This window comes from bacterium (genome assembly GCA_035505375.1).
In the GTDB taxonomy this organism is placed as follows: Bacteria; Hydrothermota; Tepidihabitantia; order Tepidihabitantales; family Tepidihabitantaceae; genus UBA2258.
Map to the genome: position 1 here is coordinate 100,318 of DATJQV010000083.1, position 16,117 is coordinate 116,434.

Sequence of the window (16,117 nt, forward strand, 5' to 3'; positions counted from 1 at the left end):
ACCAGCCAAAGGCGCTGGAGTTATGCCTCATTTACCGTTCGCGCTTGTCGCGCGGTTCTTCTTGCCGCTTCCACCATGCGTCCAATTGAGCTGAAAGCTGATCCCCGCACTGAAACCGGCGAGCCATTGGCCGCATTGCTCGAAATCTGCGTCCGCAGGTGGTCAGCGCGATACCGGACTTGAGGCCTTTGGCGCAATGACCATCCGCCGGACGTTCGAGCTCGTGACCGGCGCCTACCTTGTTGTCGCCACGGCGCTGGGCGTTGTCACCGGCTACCTGTTCTTCAACCAGCAGTACCTCAGGCAAGTCGAGCGCGCGCGGCTCGACTCCAATCTGCTGGCCGATGAACTGCGCCAGAGTTCGAGCGAGCTGCCCCTGCTGGCTCGGCTTTTCGTCGCGACCGGCGACGAAGACTACCGGCAGCGCTACAACGATTTGCTGGCGCTCCGTGCTGGCGACCAGGCCGAGTCGGAGAACTACGCCCGGTTGTACTGGTACATAGTTGCGAACAAGCCCGAAGCGCCGCTGGTCGCATTGAGCGCCGACTTGCTGCGCCAGATGTTTGCCCGGCTCGATGTTGGCGCAGACGTTTTCGCGCAGCTCGATCAGGCTGGCGCCAGTTCCGATTCAGCAGTGAGTATCGAGCTGGCCGCGATGCACACCGCCAGGGGCGAGATGGCCGACGGCGCGGGCGGGTTTACAAAGACGGGTGAGCCGGACCCGGTCAAAGCCGCGGCGGCGTTGAGTGATTCGACCTACAATCGGCTCAAGACCGGGGCGACGCAGCCGCTGGACGACTTTGTGGCGCAAATCGAGGATCGCGCCACCGCTGCGATAGCCCGCTACCAGGGCCGCGCCGACTTGTGCTTTCGGCTGGGCGGAGCGCTGGTCGCCCTGCTGCTGGCCCTGACCCTTGTCTCGCTCGACACCTACCGGCAACGCATATCGGCGCCGGTGGTGAAGCTGCAGGGACAGACCCGAGGCGTGGCCGGCGACATCGACCGGCTGGCTGACACGACCAGGGCAATATCGGAAGGGGACCTTTCCCGGTCGTTCGCAACCACTACGCCGCGGCTGGACATGAAGACGCGGGACGAGGTCGCCGACCTCGCACGCCTGCACGACTCCATGATATCGCGCCTGCAGGAGACCGGCGGCTCGATTGCCCGTGTGACCGCGGAACGGCACGACGACAACCTGAAGCTGGCCGAGCTGAACAACCAGAAGAACGAGTTCCTTGGCATGGCCGCGCACGACCTGCGCAACCCGCTGGCGGTTTTCCTCGGTTTCACTGAGTTGATGCTCGACGGCAAGATCGGCAAGCTCAGCGCGGAGCAGGAACAGGTGATAGCGGTGTTGAAGCGGGACAGCGATTTCATGCTTGGGCTGGTCGACAACCTCCTCGACGTGGCCAAGATCGAGTCGGGCAAGGTAAACCTGGACTTGACGCCGGTTGACCTGGGCGCTCTGGCCGAGGAGAACGTTGCGTTCAATCGGCTGCTTGCCGAGAAGCACGACGTGAAGCTCGCGCTCAGGCGACCGATCGACCTGCCGACACTGACTGTCGACCGGCCCAAAATCTGGCAGGTGTTCAACAACCTGCTGTCAAATGCGGTGAAGTTCTCCAGGCCCGGAACCATGACCACGATGGAGCTCACGCGGGTCGCCGGTGGCGTTACCATCGAGGTGCGCGACCAGGGCGCGGGCATCCCGCCCAATGAGATGGAATCGCTGTTCAAGCCATTCAGCCGCGGTAAGACCAAGCCGGTCGAAGGCGAGCGTAGCACCGGGCTGGGGCTCGTGATCGTGAAGAAGATCGTCGAGAGCCACGGCGGAACCATCAAGGTCGAGTCGAAGGTCGGCGCCGGTTCGACGTTCACCGTGTTCCTGCCTGAATCGGGCCCGGTTATCTCCGCGGCTTGACCCTCTGATCTCGCTGGCTTGACAGCCAAGCGCTGCCGAGCGTATACTCTCATAATCTAAATCAGGAGGCAGCGGTGCAGAACGTCGTGCTGTCCATTGCTCTTGTCGTGACGGCGGCCTTGGCGCCCGGCGCATGCGTGGCGGGCAGCGAACCTGGCCTTTGCCGACCGGTCCCTGCCCCGAGACAACAGGCTCAAGGCTACGCCCACGGCAGCGGGCGCACGGCAGGCGCGGGTCTGGATGACACTACTGTCATCGTCTACGACGACGGCACTCCCCAGACCTGGTGGTGCTCGGACAAGGACTCATTCGGAGCGGCCGTGCGCTTCACGCCTGCGGCGTACCCGTGTTACGTGGTCGGTGCGCGGGCCGAAGTCGGATGCGACACGACCGCAGGCGGCCGGCAGGTCTACCTGCGCGTGTTCGACGACGACGGGATCGGTGGTCTGCCCGGCACGGTGCTGTACGAGCAGTTGCGCCGCGACGTCCCGCAGGGTCACGACACCGTCTTCCGCGACTACGATCTGACGTCACCCGTCACGATTGACTCGGGTGACTTCTATCTCTGTTTCTGGCAGAAGTCCTCCTTCAATATGTACTTCAGCTCCGACACTCATTTCGATTCGATGCCCCGCGAGTGGTGGTTCCTTCCTGGCCAGGGATGGGTCACGCCTTCGGGTATGGACGCGGCCGACCACCTGATCCGGGCGCTCGTGCTCTACCCGACCGGGGTCGAAGAGAGCCTCAAGCCACAGGCCGCGAGCCGCACGCGCGGGCCGGCAATCGTCCGGAGCGTGCTGTTCCTGCCGAACGGCGCAAGCTCAAGCCCAGGCACAAGCTATCTGCTGGACATGTCGGGGCGAAAGGTGATGGACCTTCATCCCCGCGCGAACGATGTGCGGGCGCTGGCGCCGGGGGTGTACTTTGTGCTTGAGGCGGTCAGCGGTCGGCCGTCAGCGGTTGGTGTCCGAAAGGTCGTCATCTCAAGATAGGAGTATGGAAATGAGACTTCGTACCGTGCCGGCTGTCATCTGCGTCATGGTTTCAACCGGACTTGCCCTCACGCCTCGCTTCAGCTCTGGTGACTTGGTCCGGCGGGTCGGGTCCGCGCGTTCCGGGCGGCCGGCTGTCAGCCACAAGCCATCGGCCATCGTCGGCGGCGAGTTTCTGCTGGACACCAGCAGCGTGCTCGTGCCGGCGCCCGGGTCTCAGAATGCACCTGCCATCGCCTTTGACGGAACGAACTATCTTGTGGCGTGGGAGGACCACCGCAGCGGAAGCTACGACATCTGCGCCGCGCGGGTGACGCCGCAAGGCGTGATTCTGGACCCATCGGGCTTCATGATCTCGGGCGCGCCGTTCGACCAGCGCCATCCTGCTATAGGCTTTGACGGCACTGACTTCCTCGTGGTGTGGCAGGACTACCGCAGAGGATTCGCCTACGACATCTACGGCGCGCGGGTAACTCAGCAGGGTACGGTGCTCGACGCGAACGGCATTCCCATCTGCACGGAACCGAACGAACAGCAGAATCCCAGGGTCGCGTTCGGCGACTCGAACTACCTCGTCGTGTGGCAGGACAACCGCAACCTGCCGGATTCATCCGACATCTACGGCGCGCGGGTTACGCCCATGGGGCAGGTCCTTGACTCGAACGGCTTTGCCATCTCGACCTTCGCGCACGCCCAGTACACACCGGCGATCGGCTTTGGCGGCACGAACTTCCTGGTGGCATGGCAGGACATGCGCGCTGCCGACAGTGTTTCGTACATCTATGCTACCCTGGTGACGCAGCAGGGCAGCGTGATTCTCCCCAATGGATTCCTGGTCTCGTATACGGCGAATGGCCAGTTCACTCCGGCCATGGCCTTCAACGGTACGAACTATCTCGTGGCGTGGCAGGACATGCGGGGCAGTTTCCCTCCCGAATTGGGGATTTACGGCGTGCGGGTGACGCCCGGGGGCATGGTGCTGGACAGCAATACCATTGGTATCTGCACGGCATCGGGCGTGGAGTTGGTACCGGCGGTCGGGCTCGACAGCGCGAACTTCCTCGTGGTATGGCAGGAGGGCGGCGGCAGTTCCTCCGATATCCACGGAACGCGTGTGTCGCCCGACGGAGCGGTGCTCGACCCCGGCGGCATCGTCGTCACGGCGGCGGCAAATGGCCAGGGCGCTCCGGCCATCAGCTTTGACGGCAGGAACGCCCTCGCCGTGTGGCAGGACGAGCGTAACAAGCCGGGGGAGCCTGACATTTACGGAGTGCGAGTGGCCCCCGGCGGGGGCGTCCTGGATTCGTCCGGCCTGCTGATCACAGAGGCGGCGAGGGAAGAGCGTACCCCTGCCATCGGCTTTAACAATGCCAACTACCTTGTGGTGTGGGATGACCGCCGCGGCGGCTACTCCGACGTTTACGGTACGCGGGTAGCTTCCGGCGGCACGGTGCTCGATACCACTGAAATCGCCGTCTCGACCGCGGCGAATGACCAGGTCGCTCCCGCCGTAGCGCTCGGTGACTCGAACTACCTCGTCGTGTGGGAAGACTACCGCAGCGGCGACCTGGCTCACATCTATGGCACGCGAGTGACTCCCGGCGGCGAGGTGCTCGACCCATCCGGCATCCCCATCTCGCAGGCGACAGGCCAGCAAGACGCTCCTGCCATCGGCTCCAGCGGTGCGAACTACCTCGTAGTCTGGCAGGACGGCCGCGACACCACCTCCCACATTTACGGAGCGCGGGTTACGCCGCAAGGCACGGTGCTCGACCCGTCAGGCATTGCCATTTCCGAGGTCACCAACCGGCAGTGCTCTCCTGTGGTCGGCTTTGACGGCACGAATTACCTCGTGGTCTGGCAAGATGAACGCCGGAGTGACAGCACCTTCTTTGATATCTACGGCGCGCGGGTGACGCCCGGAGGCAACGTGCTTGACCCCTCGGGTATTGCGATTGCGAAGGAACCGGAGAACCAGGAGAATCCCGCCCTTGCCTTCAGCGGTGCGAACTATCTCGTAGTCTGGGAAGACTACCGACGCAGCATCTACTCGGACATCTACGGGGCTCGGGTGACGCCCGGGGGTGGCGTACTTGACCCATCGGGCATTGCCATCTCGACGGCGGAATGGAACCAGCTCGACCCGGCTCTTGCCTTCGACGGCGCGAACTACCTCGTACTCTGGGAAGACCAATGCAACAGCGGCGCGCCCGACATCTACGGAACGCGGGTGTCGCAGGGCGGGTCGGTTTTCGACTACGGGCGGGTCGTACAGCAGGAAGGAGTACAGTCGCACCTGGCGATGACGCGAGGTCCCGGCGGCGAGTTGTTCCTCGTGTATGAAGGCTGGGCCGGGACGATCGGGAACAAGACCTACAACACTGACCGGATCTGGGGAGACTTCAACCCGACGCCGGGACAAGGCATCGAGGAATTGGCGAATAGCGAACGGCGATTGGCGAATGGCGGAGCCACCATCGTCCGCGGTGTGCTGTTCCTGCCGAAAATGGGGACCGTACCTTCAGGGACTGTCCCCACTTTCGGCCCCACGCTGCTGGACATAAGCGGCCGCAAGGTGCTCGACCTTCACCCCGGCGCGAACGACGTGAGTCATCTTGCGCCCGGTGTCTACTTTGTGCGGCCGGCGTCAGGCGTGAAGCGTGAGGCGCCGCGCGTCACGAAGGTCGTGGTGACGAGGTGAGCCAGTAGCAGACAGAAGGCAGTAGACAGTAGACAGGGCAGGGGCGGCCGCAGCGCCGCCCCGTGTCTTTCGCGTGCGGCCCTCGCCGAGGCAGCAGGACCCGTCTGTGGATGTCCGCTCCGGCTCATCTTCATCCGGCCTCGTGGTTCGCGCCCGGCAACCCAATCTTCCGGAATCTGTGGAATCTGTAGATGTCTGCTTCGGCTCGGTTTCATTCCGTTTTCGTGTCTTCGTGGCCATCAACTTCGGAATCAGGGCGGCTTGACTGGCAGCGGAAGACAGACTCCCAATCCCTGGTCCCCGACCCCTGACCCCCGATCCCCGACCCCTAGCCTCTGGCCCCAACCGAGCCGCCGCTTGACTTGGCAAGGGTCAGGACTATGCTGACCACTGTTCCATCATGAGTGGCACAACTGACGCACCGGACAAGGTACAGGCGCTGCGCGCACAGTTGGCCGCGGCCACGACGCCGGCAGAACGGGTCGAGGCTGCTCTGCTCCTTGCCGAGGCGCTCTGGCTCAGCGACCCGGTTGCTGCCAGACCGCTGCTGGAACAAGTTCTGGCCGAAGCCGACGCTGCCGGCCGACCCAAGGACAAAGGCAGGGCCGCATACGTGCTCGGCGAACTGCTCCGCCGCGCCGGCGACCTGGGTGGTGCGACGCGTTGTGCTGAGACTGTGTTCCAGGTCGCGGACGCAACCGCGGACCGTCTCTCACGTGCGAAGGGACTCAACCTCCTCGGCATCATCCACCGGGACCGCAGCGAGTTTCAAGCTGCGCTTGACTGCTTCAAAGAGTTCCTGGAAATCACCCGCCAAACCGGGTCCCGGCAGGGAGAACGGATTGCACTGAATGAGCTTGCCGGAGTCTATGGCCTACAGGGTGAGTTTGACGAGGCGCTGGCCTGCTACCAGCAGTGCCTGAAAGTAAGCAACGAAGTCGAAGACGCGCACGGCAAGGCCATCGCCCTGCACAACATCGGCTGGACTCTTGCAGCCATGGGCCGTTGGGTCGAGGCGACCCAGAACTTCTACCGAGTGATGGAGCTTTGTGAAGACCACGGGCTCTCCGACCCGCTTGATGCGGCACGAATGGCGCTTGGGGAACTGTCACTAAAGCGGTCCGATTACGAGGACGCCGCCCTCATGTTTCGCACCGTAGCCGAGGGAGAGCGGGAAAAGCAGCGTTCAGGGCGAATGTACAGAGAGGCGCTGTCCAACCTGGGCTGGACCCACTTCCTCGGCGGGGACCTTGCTAAGGCGCAAGAGCTGCTCAACGAAGCCACACTGCTGTGCGAAGCGGCCAAAGACCGAAAGGTGCTTGCGGCTCTGAGCCGTCGCCGGGCCGAAATTGCACTGGCTCAGGGCCGGCTCGAAGCAGCAGGCGATCTGCTGGCTCAGGCCGAGCACCACGCGACCGACCTGAATCTGAAAACAGAACAAGGCGAGGTAATGCGCGTTCAGGCGCTCCTGTCTGCGGCCCGTGGCGCATCGGACCACGCTCTTGAACTCTTCAATCGTTCCGAGGTCAAGCTGGAACCTCTCGGGGACACATTTGAGCTCGCGCTCACGCGACTGCAGCACGGACGAGAGCTCCTGGCAGCGAATCGGCCTGAAGAGGCCCGGCTAAGGCTCCAAGCCGCGGCTCAAACGTTCCGCCGTCTCGCCGTCGTGGCCGAGGCCGAAGAGGCGAGCCGGCTGCTTTACCGCATCGAGATGCAAACCGACCTCAATTCCGCCCTGCTCCAGGCGATGCTCAGTATCACCACGCTTGGGCTAGCGCCCGAGCAGTTCATTGAGCGCGCCCTCTCGATGCTCTGCGACAACATGCGGTTTGAGCAGGGCGCGGTGCTTATCGACGGCAGTCCGGTCGCGACCCTCGGCAACCCGGACCTGACGGTCAGGGGTCAGGGGTTAGGGGCCAGGGGTCAGGAACACGGAAACCGAATAGAGCAGAATTCAGAAACCAGAGACCAGAAACAAGAATTGACGAGGAACGAGGAACGAGGGACGCCCTCCGGCCTCGAACAGACCGACCTTGAGCTGCTGCTGCCGGTGAGACAAGCCGAGGCCGTGGTCGGTCTCATCGTGCTCAGGCGCTCCCTGCCGCTGAAGGAGCGAGTCAATCCGGAAGCGCTGGAGGTCGTGTCCGGCACGCTTGCGCCCGCGCTTGCGAAACTGGGGAAGCTCAGGGCCATCGAATCCGACACTGCGGTGCGGATACCGGGGCTGCGGTTCAGAGGCGTTGTAGGTCGGAATCGCGTCGTGCTCGACGTGCTCAGTCTCGCCGTGCGAATGGCTGCGCCCCGCGTTCAGGTGCTCATACGCGGGGAAAGCGGCACGGGCAAGGAACTAATCGCCCGCGCCCTGCACGAGTCGGGCCCTCGCGCCGACCATCCCTTTGTAACGGTCAACTGCGCGGCCGTGCCGGAAAGTCTGCTCGAAGCCGAGTTCTTCGGGGTCGAAGCAGGCGCGGCTACAGGTGTCGTTGCGCGGCCGGGCAAGTTTGAGCTGGCGGGCAAAGGGACCATCTTCCTGGACGAAATCGGAGACATGGCCCTGAACTTGCAGGGAAAGCTGCTGCGGGCAATCGACAGCAAGACGGTCATGCGCGTCGGCGGAACGAAGGAAACGCCCATCGAGGCTCGCGTTGTCGCGGCAACGAACATGGACCTCGACCTGCGCGAACGTCAGGGCCTGTTCCGGCGCGACCTGCTGTACCGGCTCAACACGGTTCAACTTGCTCTGCCGCCATTGCGTGAGCGGCCAGAAGACATACCTGCGCTGACGCAGTTCTTCATCACTCGCGCGGCCCAGGAATACGGCCGGTCTGTCAACGGTGCGAGCGACGAGGTCCTGACTCTCTTTGCCGCTTTCCCTTGGCCCGGCAACGTCCGTCAGCTCCAACACGTAGTCGAGAGGGCAGCGATTGTCTGCGACGGCGATGAGCTCCAGACGACCAACCTTCCGCCTGAGTTCAGGCAATCCGGAGCCGAATTGACCGGGCACACGCCTGGGGACCTCCACGCCAAGTTCCGCGAAGAGACGGACGGTTCAGAGAGGGCGTTGCTTATTGGCGCCCTTAGGGAAGCGGATGGGAACATCTCCAAAGCCAGCAGACTTGCAGGTCTCAGCCGCAGCCAATTCTATCGCCTGCTGCGCAAACACAACATAGACAACAACCCCGACTAGCTGTTCCGGGGAACAATCCCAGCGCCGTACAGTTCCTGAACCTGTGTCATGGATGACACAATGCGTCATTCGTGACACACATGTCAACAACTAGCTGAAGACGGCTGGCTTACAGAGCTCCCCGTAGTTACTACTGTGTCACGGATGGCACAACTCCGCGTCCTCTCCTGAAAGCCCGAGATCGCGCGCCCGCCTGATATGCTCTGATTTCCGCCTCTCATCGGCTACTGGAACACTTCCTGCTTTTACATCCCGCGATGTTAGTCCAGATGAAGAGCTTTGTTGACGTAGGAGCAAGAGCTCGGGAACTCGGTTGCCGGGTTCCGGTCGTAATCGCTCTTCTTCCCGGCAACTTCTCCACGGCAGCCAATGCCGGCGAGTTCCGTTACCATCCAGCCACCCCGTACATACGCTCAGCCTGGCAGAGGGTCAACATGCGCGACGAAGGCCCGTCCGGAGCAGGGTTCGGGGATCAGGGCTCAGGGGTCAGCTCCGGAATCCGAACCCCAGCCCCTAATCCCCAGCCCCTAGCCCCTTCTGTGTCAACCAACGTCCCGCTCGCGGTCTTCTTCGGGCCCGGCCTGCTGCTGGACGCCCCGGACCGTCTGACAGTCGCTCTGGCCATGGTCTTGAGGGTGTTTGCGAACGACCCTCACTGTGCGAGTCCCAGAGATGTCCCATTGGATGTCGTGGTCGAACGACCGGGCGGGAATGGCTGCGCCTGTGTTGAATACCGTGGCGATGCCTGTGAGCTTTCGGAACTGGCAAGAGCCGTGCGGGAAGTCTGGGCCGGAGAATGAACCGGCCTGGACTGCAATCACATGAAAGGTGGTTGACATGCCCACCGCGAGTCATAGACTTACGATGAGTGCGGTTCATGGTAATTCATACAGGATGTTGAGATGAACTATACTCTGCTGCTTCTGCTTTGTGGCACGGTCGCCCATAGTTTCTTCGGGCCGAACGTTCGCATTGACCATACCGGGTCACGCGACATCTGCTATGTTCCCAGAATCACTCTCGGTCCCCGCACGGGGTCGAGCCGGCCGATCTACGTCGCGTTCGAGGATGATTCGCTCGGCTATTTTTCGGGCGTACTGTTCCAGAAGTCCCTTGATGGCGGCAGAACCTGGTTGCCCGCGGACGTGTTCATCGCACGCCCTACTGCGTGTGATCCTGACATAACGACCGACCGGGAGGGCGACATTTTCATCGTCTACCAGGACCCCGTGAGCGTCAATTGTGTGCGGTCGACGGATGGCGGCGCGACCTGGCCTCTACGGACCAAGGTCAATGATGACTCAACCAAATCCGCTGGCGCGGCCCGGATTGCGACCGACTCAGCCGGCAACCTGTTCTGTGTCTTCTTCGCCTACCGCCCGGGCTGCGCTCGCATCTGGTCTTCCGTGTCAACCGACCGGGGAGCGACGTGGAGCCGGAACGTCCGCGTGGACGATATTCCCGACACGTTGTACTACGACTGCGGCCGGCCGGACGTCTTCGTGCAGCCGGGTACAAATGACTACCTTGTGGCCGCATCAGCCCCCTACCACGACGGTGCATACATCAACCCCGGACCTTACTTCTACCGTTCCACCGACATGGGTCAGACCTTCCAGCCGGGAGTCCAGGTCGACACGTCGGCAATCGAGGCGCATGTCGTTGCCGATGCACAGCACGTCATCGTCGACTATTCGGGGATTGAGACGCGGACTCTATACACGATACCGGATACCTGGGGCGCGCCCTACCTAATCGGCTATTCAAGCGAGAACACGGGCAAGCTTGCCATCTCCGCCGACCGCCGTGTACACACGGTACTTGAGGTTGAAGACACCACGGGAATCAGCCAGGCCTATTACTCCTTCTCATCCGACCACGGCGTTTCGTGGTCCGACCCCGAGCTCGTGAGTGCGGACAGCACCAAGACCACTGGCTACCCGGACATCGCCGCCGACTCTGCCGGGCACGTCTATGTCGCGTGGGAAGCCGGGATACACTGCGGAATCTGGTTCGCGACCAATAGCCCGGCAGACGTCGCTGAACAGCCGGCGCAGTCACCTATAAGCGTGCAGCCGTTTGTGACCATCGTCCGAGGCGTCCTGTTCCTGGGGGACTGTCCCCGCACAGGGACTGTCCCCAAAACCGTGCTTCTCGACATCAGCGGTCGGAAGGTGCTGGACCTACGTCCCGGCGCGAATGACGTGAGCAGGCAGGCTCCCGGTGTCTACTTCGTGCGGGCTGTAAGCCGTGAGCCGTCAGCCGTTAGCTGTTACAAGGTCGTGGTTACGAGGTAGCCCGAAGTGATGCGCGGGAGGTCGAGAATGAGATATGCTCTCTTGCCAGTCCTCTTCTGTGCCGCCACCGCCCTTGCCGGTTTCGGGCCGAACGTCCGCATCGACCACGAGGACATACCAGATCACGGCTGCGGGTTCGCCGCGATCACGCTCGGTCCCGGCACAGGGTCGAACCAGCCGCTCCTCGTCGCTTTCGAGGACGACACTGGCATTGTGCAACCTATCCGGGCTGATGTCATGTTCCAGAAGTCCACCGACGCCGGGAGAACGTGGTTGCCCAAGGACGTGCTCGTTCGACGAGGCAGCCCCTTTGCGATGAACCCGGACATAACGACCGATCCGGACGGAAACATCTACATCGTCTACAATGAGAATGGCACGGCACTTCGTGGCTTCTATTGTGTTCGGTCGAGCGACGGCGGCGCCACATGGTTTCCGCCAACCAGGGTCGATGACCACGACGCGAGCTCGCTCATTGGCTCGGCCCGGATTGCGGCCGACTCAGCCGGCAATCTTATCTGTGCCTGGAACGACGACCGCACCGGAAGTCTGCACATCTGGTCATCCGTATCTACCGACCGGGGAGCGACATGGAGCCAAAACGTCCGTGTGGACGACGACACGACGAATGATGACTGCTATCAGGCGGATGTCTTTGTGCAGCCAGGAACGAATCACTACTTGGTGGCCGCAGAGGCGCCCTGCCCTGATGGTCACCTCGGCTGCTACCTGTACCGCTCTACCGACATGGGCCAGACGTTCCAACCTGGAGTCCGGCTCGACACATTCGGAGGCGTTGCAGGTTCGCCGCACGTCGTGGCCGACGCTCAGCACGTCATCTGTGACTTCACCGGCAACAGCCATAACTCCGAACAAATAAACACCGAGGCCCGGACCCTCTACACCCAACCCGACACTTGGGGCAGCCTCTCACTTGTCAGCAAGCTGGACACATCGCAGTTCTGGTCATATTACAACGGCGCCAAGCTCGCCATCTCTGCCGATGGATGCTTGCACACGGCTCTCATGGTCTGCCATGACATCTCTGAGGGTCTCTACTTGACTTACTACGTACGCTCCTCCGATCACGGCGTCACATGGTCCCGACTCGAGCTTGTCAACGATGATACAACGACAGACAGTTGGAACCCGGACATTGCAGCCGACTCTGCCGGCCACGCCTATGTGGTCTGGCAGGTAGTGAGTGGTCAGGTATGGTTCTCGACCAACTGCCCGGCCGCAATCGCCGAGCAGCCGTCCCGGCAGACCGTCGGCGTACAGCCACTTGCGACGATCGTCCGCAACGTCCTGCGTGTTGCAGAGCGCCCAAGCTCAAGCGCAAGCCCGCTCCTCGACATCAGCGGAAGAGAGGTCATGGACCTGAAACCGGGCGCTAACGACGTGAGCCGAGTCAGCCCAGGCATCTACTTTGTGAGAGAGGCAAGAACCCAAGCTGTCCGAAAGGTCGTAATCACTAGATAGGAGATGAGCATGAAATGTGCATCCGTTCTGGTGGCAGTTCTCTGTCTTGTGTCGGCCGTCAGCGGCCAGTGGCTGGAGAAGACCGTCTATCTGCCGGACTCGTTCGGCGGGCTTTACGGACCGACACTCCTGACCTACAACAGCATGAACAACACCATCTACGTAGCCGGCAAGGCCAACTGCGTGATTGCGATGGACGGCGCTACCAACCAGAAGATCGCCCGGATTCCGACCAGCTCCGGCGCGGAAGACCTCTGCTATAATCCTCAGAACAACAAGATATACTGCGCCAACGTCGGCCACGTGACCGTGATTGACGGGGCAAGCAACCAGGTAATCGACACGGTGGCGGTCGGGGCAACTGCCTTCTGCTATGACCCACGGGACAATAGGCTCTACTGCGGGGCGAGCGAAATCGAGACGACCGTCGTCATAGACGGGGCGACCGACAAGATAATCGACACCTTGCCGGTCCGGGCTCAAATCTCCTGCTACAATCCCGTGAACGACAGGATCTACTGCACGAGTACGGCCGACTCAACCGTGACGGTGCTATGGTGCGCCACCGACTCGGTCATCGCCACGCCCCCCATCCGAGTGAGCCCTTATCCTCAGGCGCTCTGCTGCAACCCGATCGACAATAAGGTCTATTGCATCGACGCCAAATACCACGGTAGCGTGAGCGTAATAGACTGCGCGGCCGACTCCGTCATTGCCACGGTAGCCGCACTGGGCGAGCTCTTGTGCTTCAACCAACGCAGCGACAAGGTCTATTGCGCAGGAATCGACGAAGACAGCATGACCGTTATAGATGGGGCGAGCAATCAGGTCGTTGCCAGGGTGTCCCCCGGAGACGCCCAATATGCCCTCTGCTACAATCAACAGGACAACAAGATCTACTGCGGCTGCGGGTATGGCCATAGCACGGTGGTGGTGATTGACTGCGCGACCGATTCGGTCATCGCCACCGACGGAGTCGGATACTCCGCCTATTCCCTCTGCTACAACGCGCGGAACGACAGGGTTTGCTGCGCGAATTTCACTAGCTTCGACATGGATGTGCTCGACGGCGTGACGGATAGCATCATCGCCAGAGCGGCCGTAGGCGACCAGCCGACCGCCATCTGCTACAACTCGCAGGACAACAAGATCTGTTGCGCACAGGAGTGGACGCGGAGCGTTGCCGTGATTGACGGGGCGGGAAGCCAGGTCAGCGCCTCTGTGCCCGTCGGAGTCGGCCCCGATGTCCTCGGTTACAACCCGCAGGATGACAAGGTCTACTGCGCCAATTCCGCGAGCGACGACGTCACCGTGATTGGCGGCGCTTCCAACCAGGCAATCGCCACGCTGCCGGTCGGCACCTATCCCGGCGCGCTCTGCTACAGCCTGGAGCGAGACCGCGTCTTCTGCTTGAACGACAGCAGCTACAACGTGACCGTGATTGACGGCGCAGCCGACTCAGTCATCGCCACGTTATCCGTGGGGCAGAAACCTCTTCGTCTCTGCTACAACTCGCGCGACCACAGAGTCTACTGCGCCAACAACCATAGCGGCACCGTCACCGTCATAGACGTTGACGGCGACTCGGTCATGGCCACGGTGCCGGTGGGAAGCAGCCCGCGAGGCTTGTGCTACAACACTATTGACGACCAGGTCTATTGCACCAACGACTCCGACAACAGCATTTACGTGATTGACGGCGCGAGCGACTTGGTGGTCACGACCGTACAGGTGGGCGGGGCCGCCTACGCCTTCTGCTACAACCCGACCAATGACAAGATCTACTGCGCGAATGGGTCCGACGTGACCGTAATCGACGGAAAGACCGACACGGTCATTGCCACCGTAGCCCTGCCGGACCAGCCGAACAACCTCTGCTACGTCCCGTTCAGCAATAAGGTCTACTGCGGCCTCCAATGGGGAGACGCGGTGGCCGCAATAGACGGAACGAGCAACAGGTTCGTTGGGACAGTGCAAACCGGTTACCCTTACGGCTACTGCGTGAACCCGGTACAGAACCTGGTCTACGTAATGGCAGAGAATAGGTCCTCCATCTCGGTTCTTGGCGACTCGATGTTGGGAGTGAACGAAGGACGCAAGCTCCAAGCCACAGGCACCAAGCCATTGCCGACCATTGTCCGCGGCGTTCTGTTCCTGGGGGACTGTCCCCGCACGGGGACTGTACCCAAAACCGTGCTTCTCGACATCAGCGGTAGGAAGGTGATGGACCTGCGACCCGGCGCGAATGATGTGAGCCGGCTGGCTCCCGGTGTCTACTTCGTGCGGGCTGCAAGCCGTGAGCCGTCAGCCGTAAGCTGTTACAAGGTCGTGGTGACGAGGTGAGCGAGAAGAGGCTAAGGTTGAGGTTAAGGTAGAGGCGCAAGAGCGGAATAGAGAAACCAGAAGGGGCGGGCGCAGGCCCGCCCCGACTCTTGTCTGCCGACCGGGGTGTGGTTACCGGGAGACGAACGGGTTGAGCGACTTGACTTCCGGGACCCGGTCAAGCAGAGCCTGGTCTCGTGTAACAAGACAGGCGCCTTCAAGCAGGGCAGTGGCCGCGATTATGGCATCCGGCGTCTTGACCCCATGCCGCCGTTTGAGTTCAACCGCACGGTCTGCGACATTCGTGTCTACCGGCACCACGGTGAATCCGGACAGCAGCGACCGTATCCGTGTCTCGTCGTTTCGCGTCAGTCGAGGAAACCCAAGCAGCTCGACCACAGTGATGATGGAGACAACCGGGCGCACAGCGCCAAGCTCGATCTGCCGGAACACCTGGTCCATCTGCGGCGCGCCCTGGAAGTAGTATATGAGGCTGTTTGTGTCGAGCAGGTAGGTCAATCTGATTCCATGGTCAGTTCCACTCGCCACGGACTTCGCGTTGGTACGCGAGCGGGTCGAGCTTGCGCCGTTTCCACATGCCCCGCACGGCACGCAGCGCCAGCCGTTGACCCGCCTGACGCCGGCCGTGGGGCGACGGCATCGCACGCAGCAGCCGTGCCGGAAATCTTATGGTCACGGTGCCATTCCGTACGGAAACCTCGACGGCAGGATCAGTCATGGTTGAATTCTACGCTACCATCGCAGAGAGTCAAACGACGCCCCGCCCGCAGATCATCACGCGTCGTCTGCGTAGCGGATTCCCGCCTTCCTGATGTCCTCCTCGCTGATGACCCGCGCTTCCTTCCAGAGACCACGTAACTCGGTGAACGGCCGTTTCCGTCCGCGCGACACGTGCTTCTTGAGGTGAACTTCCATGCGGCGCAGTTCTTTCTCGGCATCAGTGAGCTTCCGTACGATAGTCAGCTTGGTCATGAGATAGAATATCGGCCATTGCCGAGGATGTCAAGCGTACCAAGGGACCCTGAATCCGATATTGACCCACCATGACAGGTATGGCAGTCAAGCTGTGCGTTAGCTGTCTCGCTTTCGTTTGAGTTGTCTGCTGCCGCTGACTCGATCTGAGTCGGCGGCTCCTTTTCGCTCGGTCGGCAGTTCAATCAGTCTCACCAGTGGGTTACCCCCACTTGC

11 protein-coding genes are annotated in these 16,117 nt (G+C 61.9%); 8 read left to right on the top strand and 3 right to left on the bottom strand.

The genetic code is table 11. The features are described 5' to 3' along the window. The first annotated feature begins 196 nt into the window (after positions 1-196). The 8 genes from VMH22_14810 to VMH22_14845 all read left to right on the top strand — a co-directional run bounded on the left by VMH22_14810 (position 197) and on the right by VMH22_14845 (position 14,929). Entirely contained in the window at positions 197-1,924 is a 1,728-nt protein-coding gene (locus VMH22_14810) for a HAMP domain-containing sensor histidine kinase (protein ID HTW92960.1), read from the top strand. Between the two features lie 74 nt (positions 1,925-1,998). Then, on the top strand, positions 1,999-2,916 hold the full coding sequence (locus tag VMH22_14815) for a hypothetical protein (protein HTW92961.1): 918 nt from the start codon (positions 1,999-2,001) through the stop codon (positions 2,914-2,916). A gap of 10 nt (positions 2,917-2,926) precedes the next feature. Further along, entirely contained in the window at positions 2,927-5,617 is a 2,691-nt protein-coding gene (locus VMH22_14820) for a hypothetical protein (GenBank protein HTW92962.1), read from the top strand. A gap of 400 nt (positions 5,618-6,017) precedes the next feature. Then, a complete protein-coding gene (locus VMH22_14825) occupies positions 6,018-8,807 on the top strand; it encodes a sigma 54-interacting transcriptional regulator (GenBank protein ID HTW92963.1) in 2,790 nt (929 codons plus the stop codon). A 257-nt stretch (positions 8,808-9,064) separates the two neighbouring features. Next, positions 9,065-9,607 carry a hypothetical protein gene (locus tag VMH22_14830; GenBank protein ID HTW92964.1) on the top strand — a complete coding sequence of 181 codons (543 nt, stop codon included), beginning with the start codon at positions 9,065-9,067 and terminating at the stop codon, positions 9,605-9,607. A gap of 102 nt (positions 9,608-9,709) precedes the next feature. Beyond that, positions 9,710-11,104, top strand: coding sequence for a sialidase family protein (locus VMH22_14835; protein HTW92965.1), 1,395 nt, complete (start codon positions 9,710-9,712; stop codon positions 11,102-11,104). 27 nt (positions 11,105-11,131) lie between these two features. After that, positions 11,132-12,586, top strand: a complete 1,455-nt coding sequence (locus VMH22_14840) for an exo-alpha-sialidase (protein ID HTW92966.1) — start codon at positions 11,132-11,134, stop codon at positions 12,584-12,586. Positions 12,587-12,595: 9 nt separating this feature from the next. Beyond that, on the top strand, positions 12,596-14,929 hold the full coding sequence (locus tag VMH22_14845) for a hypothetical protein (GenBank protein ID HTW92967.1): 2,334 nt from the start codon (positions 12,596-12,598) through the stop codon (positions 14,927-14,929). A 111-nt stretch (positions 14,930-15,040) separates the two neighbouring features. Here VMH22_14845 and VMH22_14850 read toward each other — a convergent pair whose 3' ends face one another. From VMH22_14850 to VMH22_14860, 3 genes are read right to left on the bottom strand one after another with little or no spacing between them, the layout of a single operon-like run. Further along, positions 15,041-15,427, bottom strand: coding sequence for a type II toxin-antitoxin system VapC family toxin (locus VMH22_14850; GenBank protein HTW92968.1), 387 nt, complete (start codon positions 15,425-15,427; stop codon positions 15,041-15,043). Between the two features lie 13 nt (positions 15,428-15,440). Then, complete coding sequence (locus VMH22_14855; GenBank protein HTW92969.1) at positions 15,441-15,647, bottom strand: hypothetical protein; 207 nt, start codon at positions 15,645-15,647, stop codon at positions 15,441-15,443. A gap of 56 nt (positions 15,648-15,703) precedes the next feature. After that, on the bottom strand, positions 15,704-15,901 hold the full coding sequence (locus tag VMH22_14860) for a hypothetical protein (GenBank protein HTW92970.1): 198 nt from the start codon (positions 15,899-15,901) through the stop codon (positions 15,704-15,706). Positions 15,902-16,117: the final 216 nt, after the last annotated feature.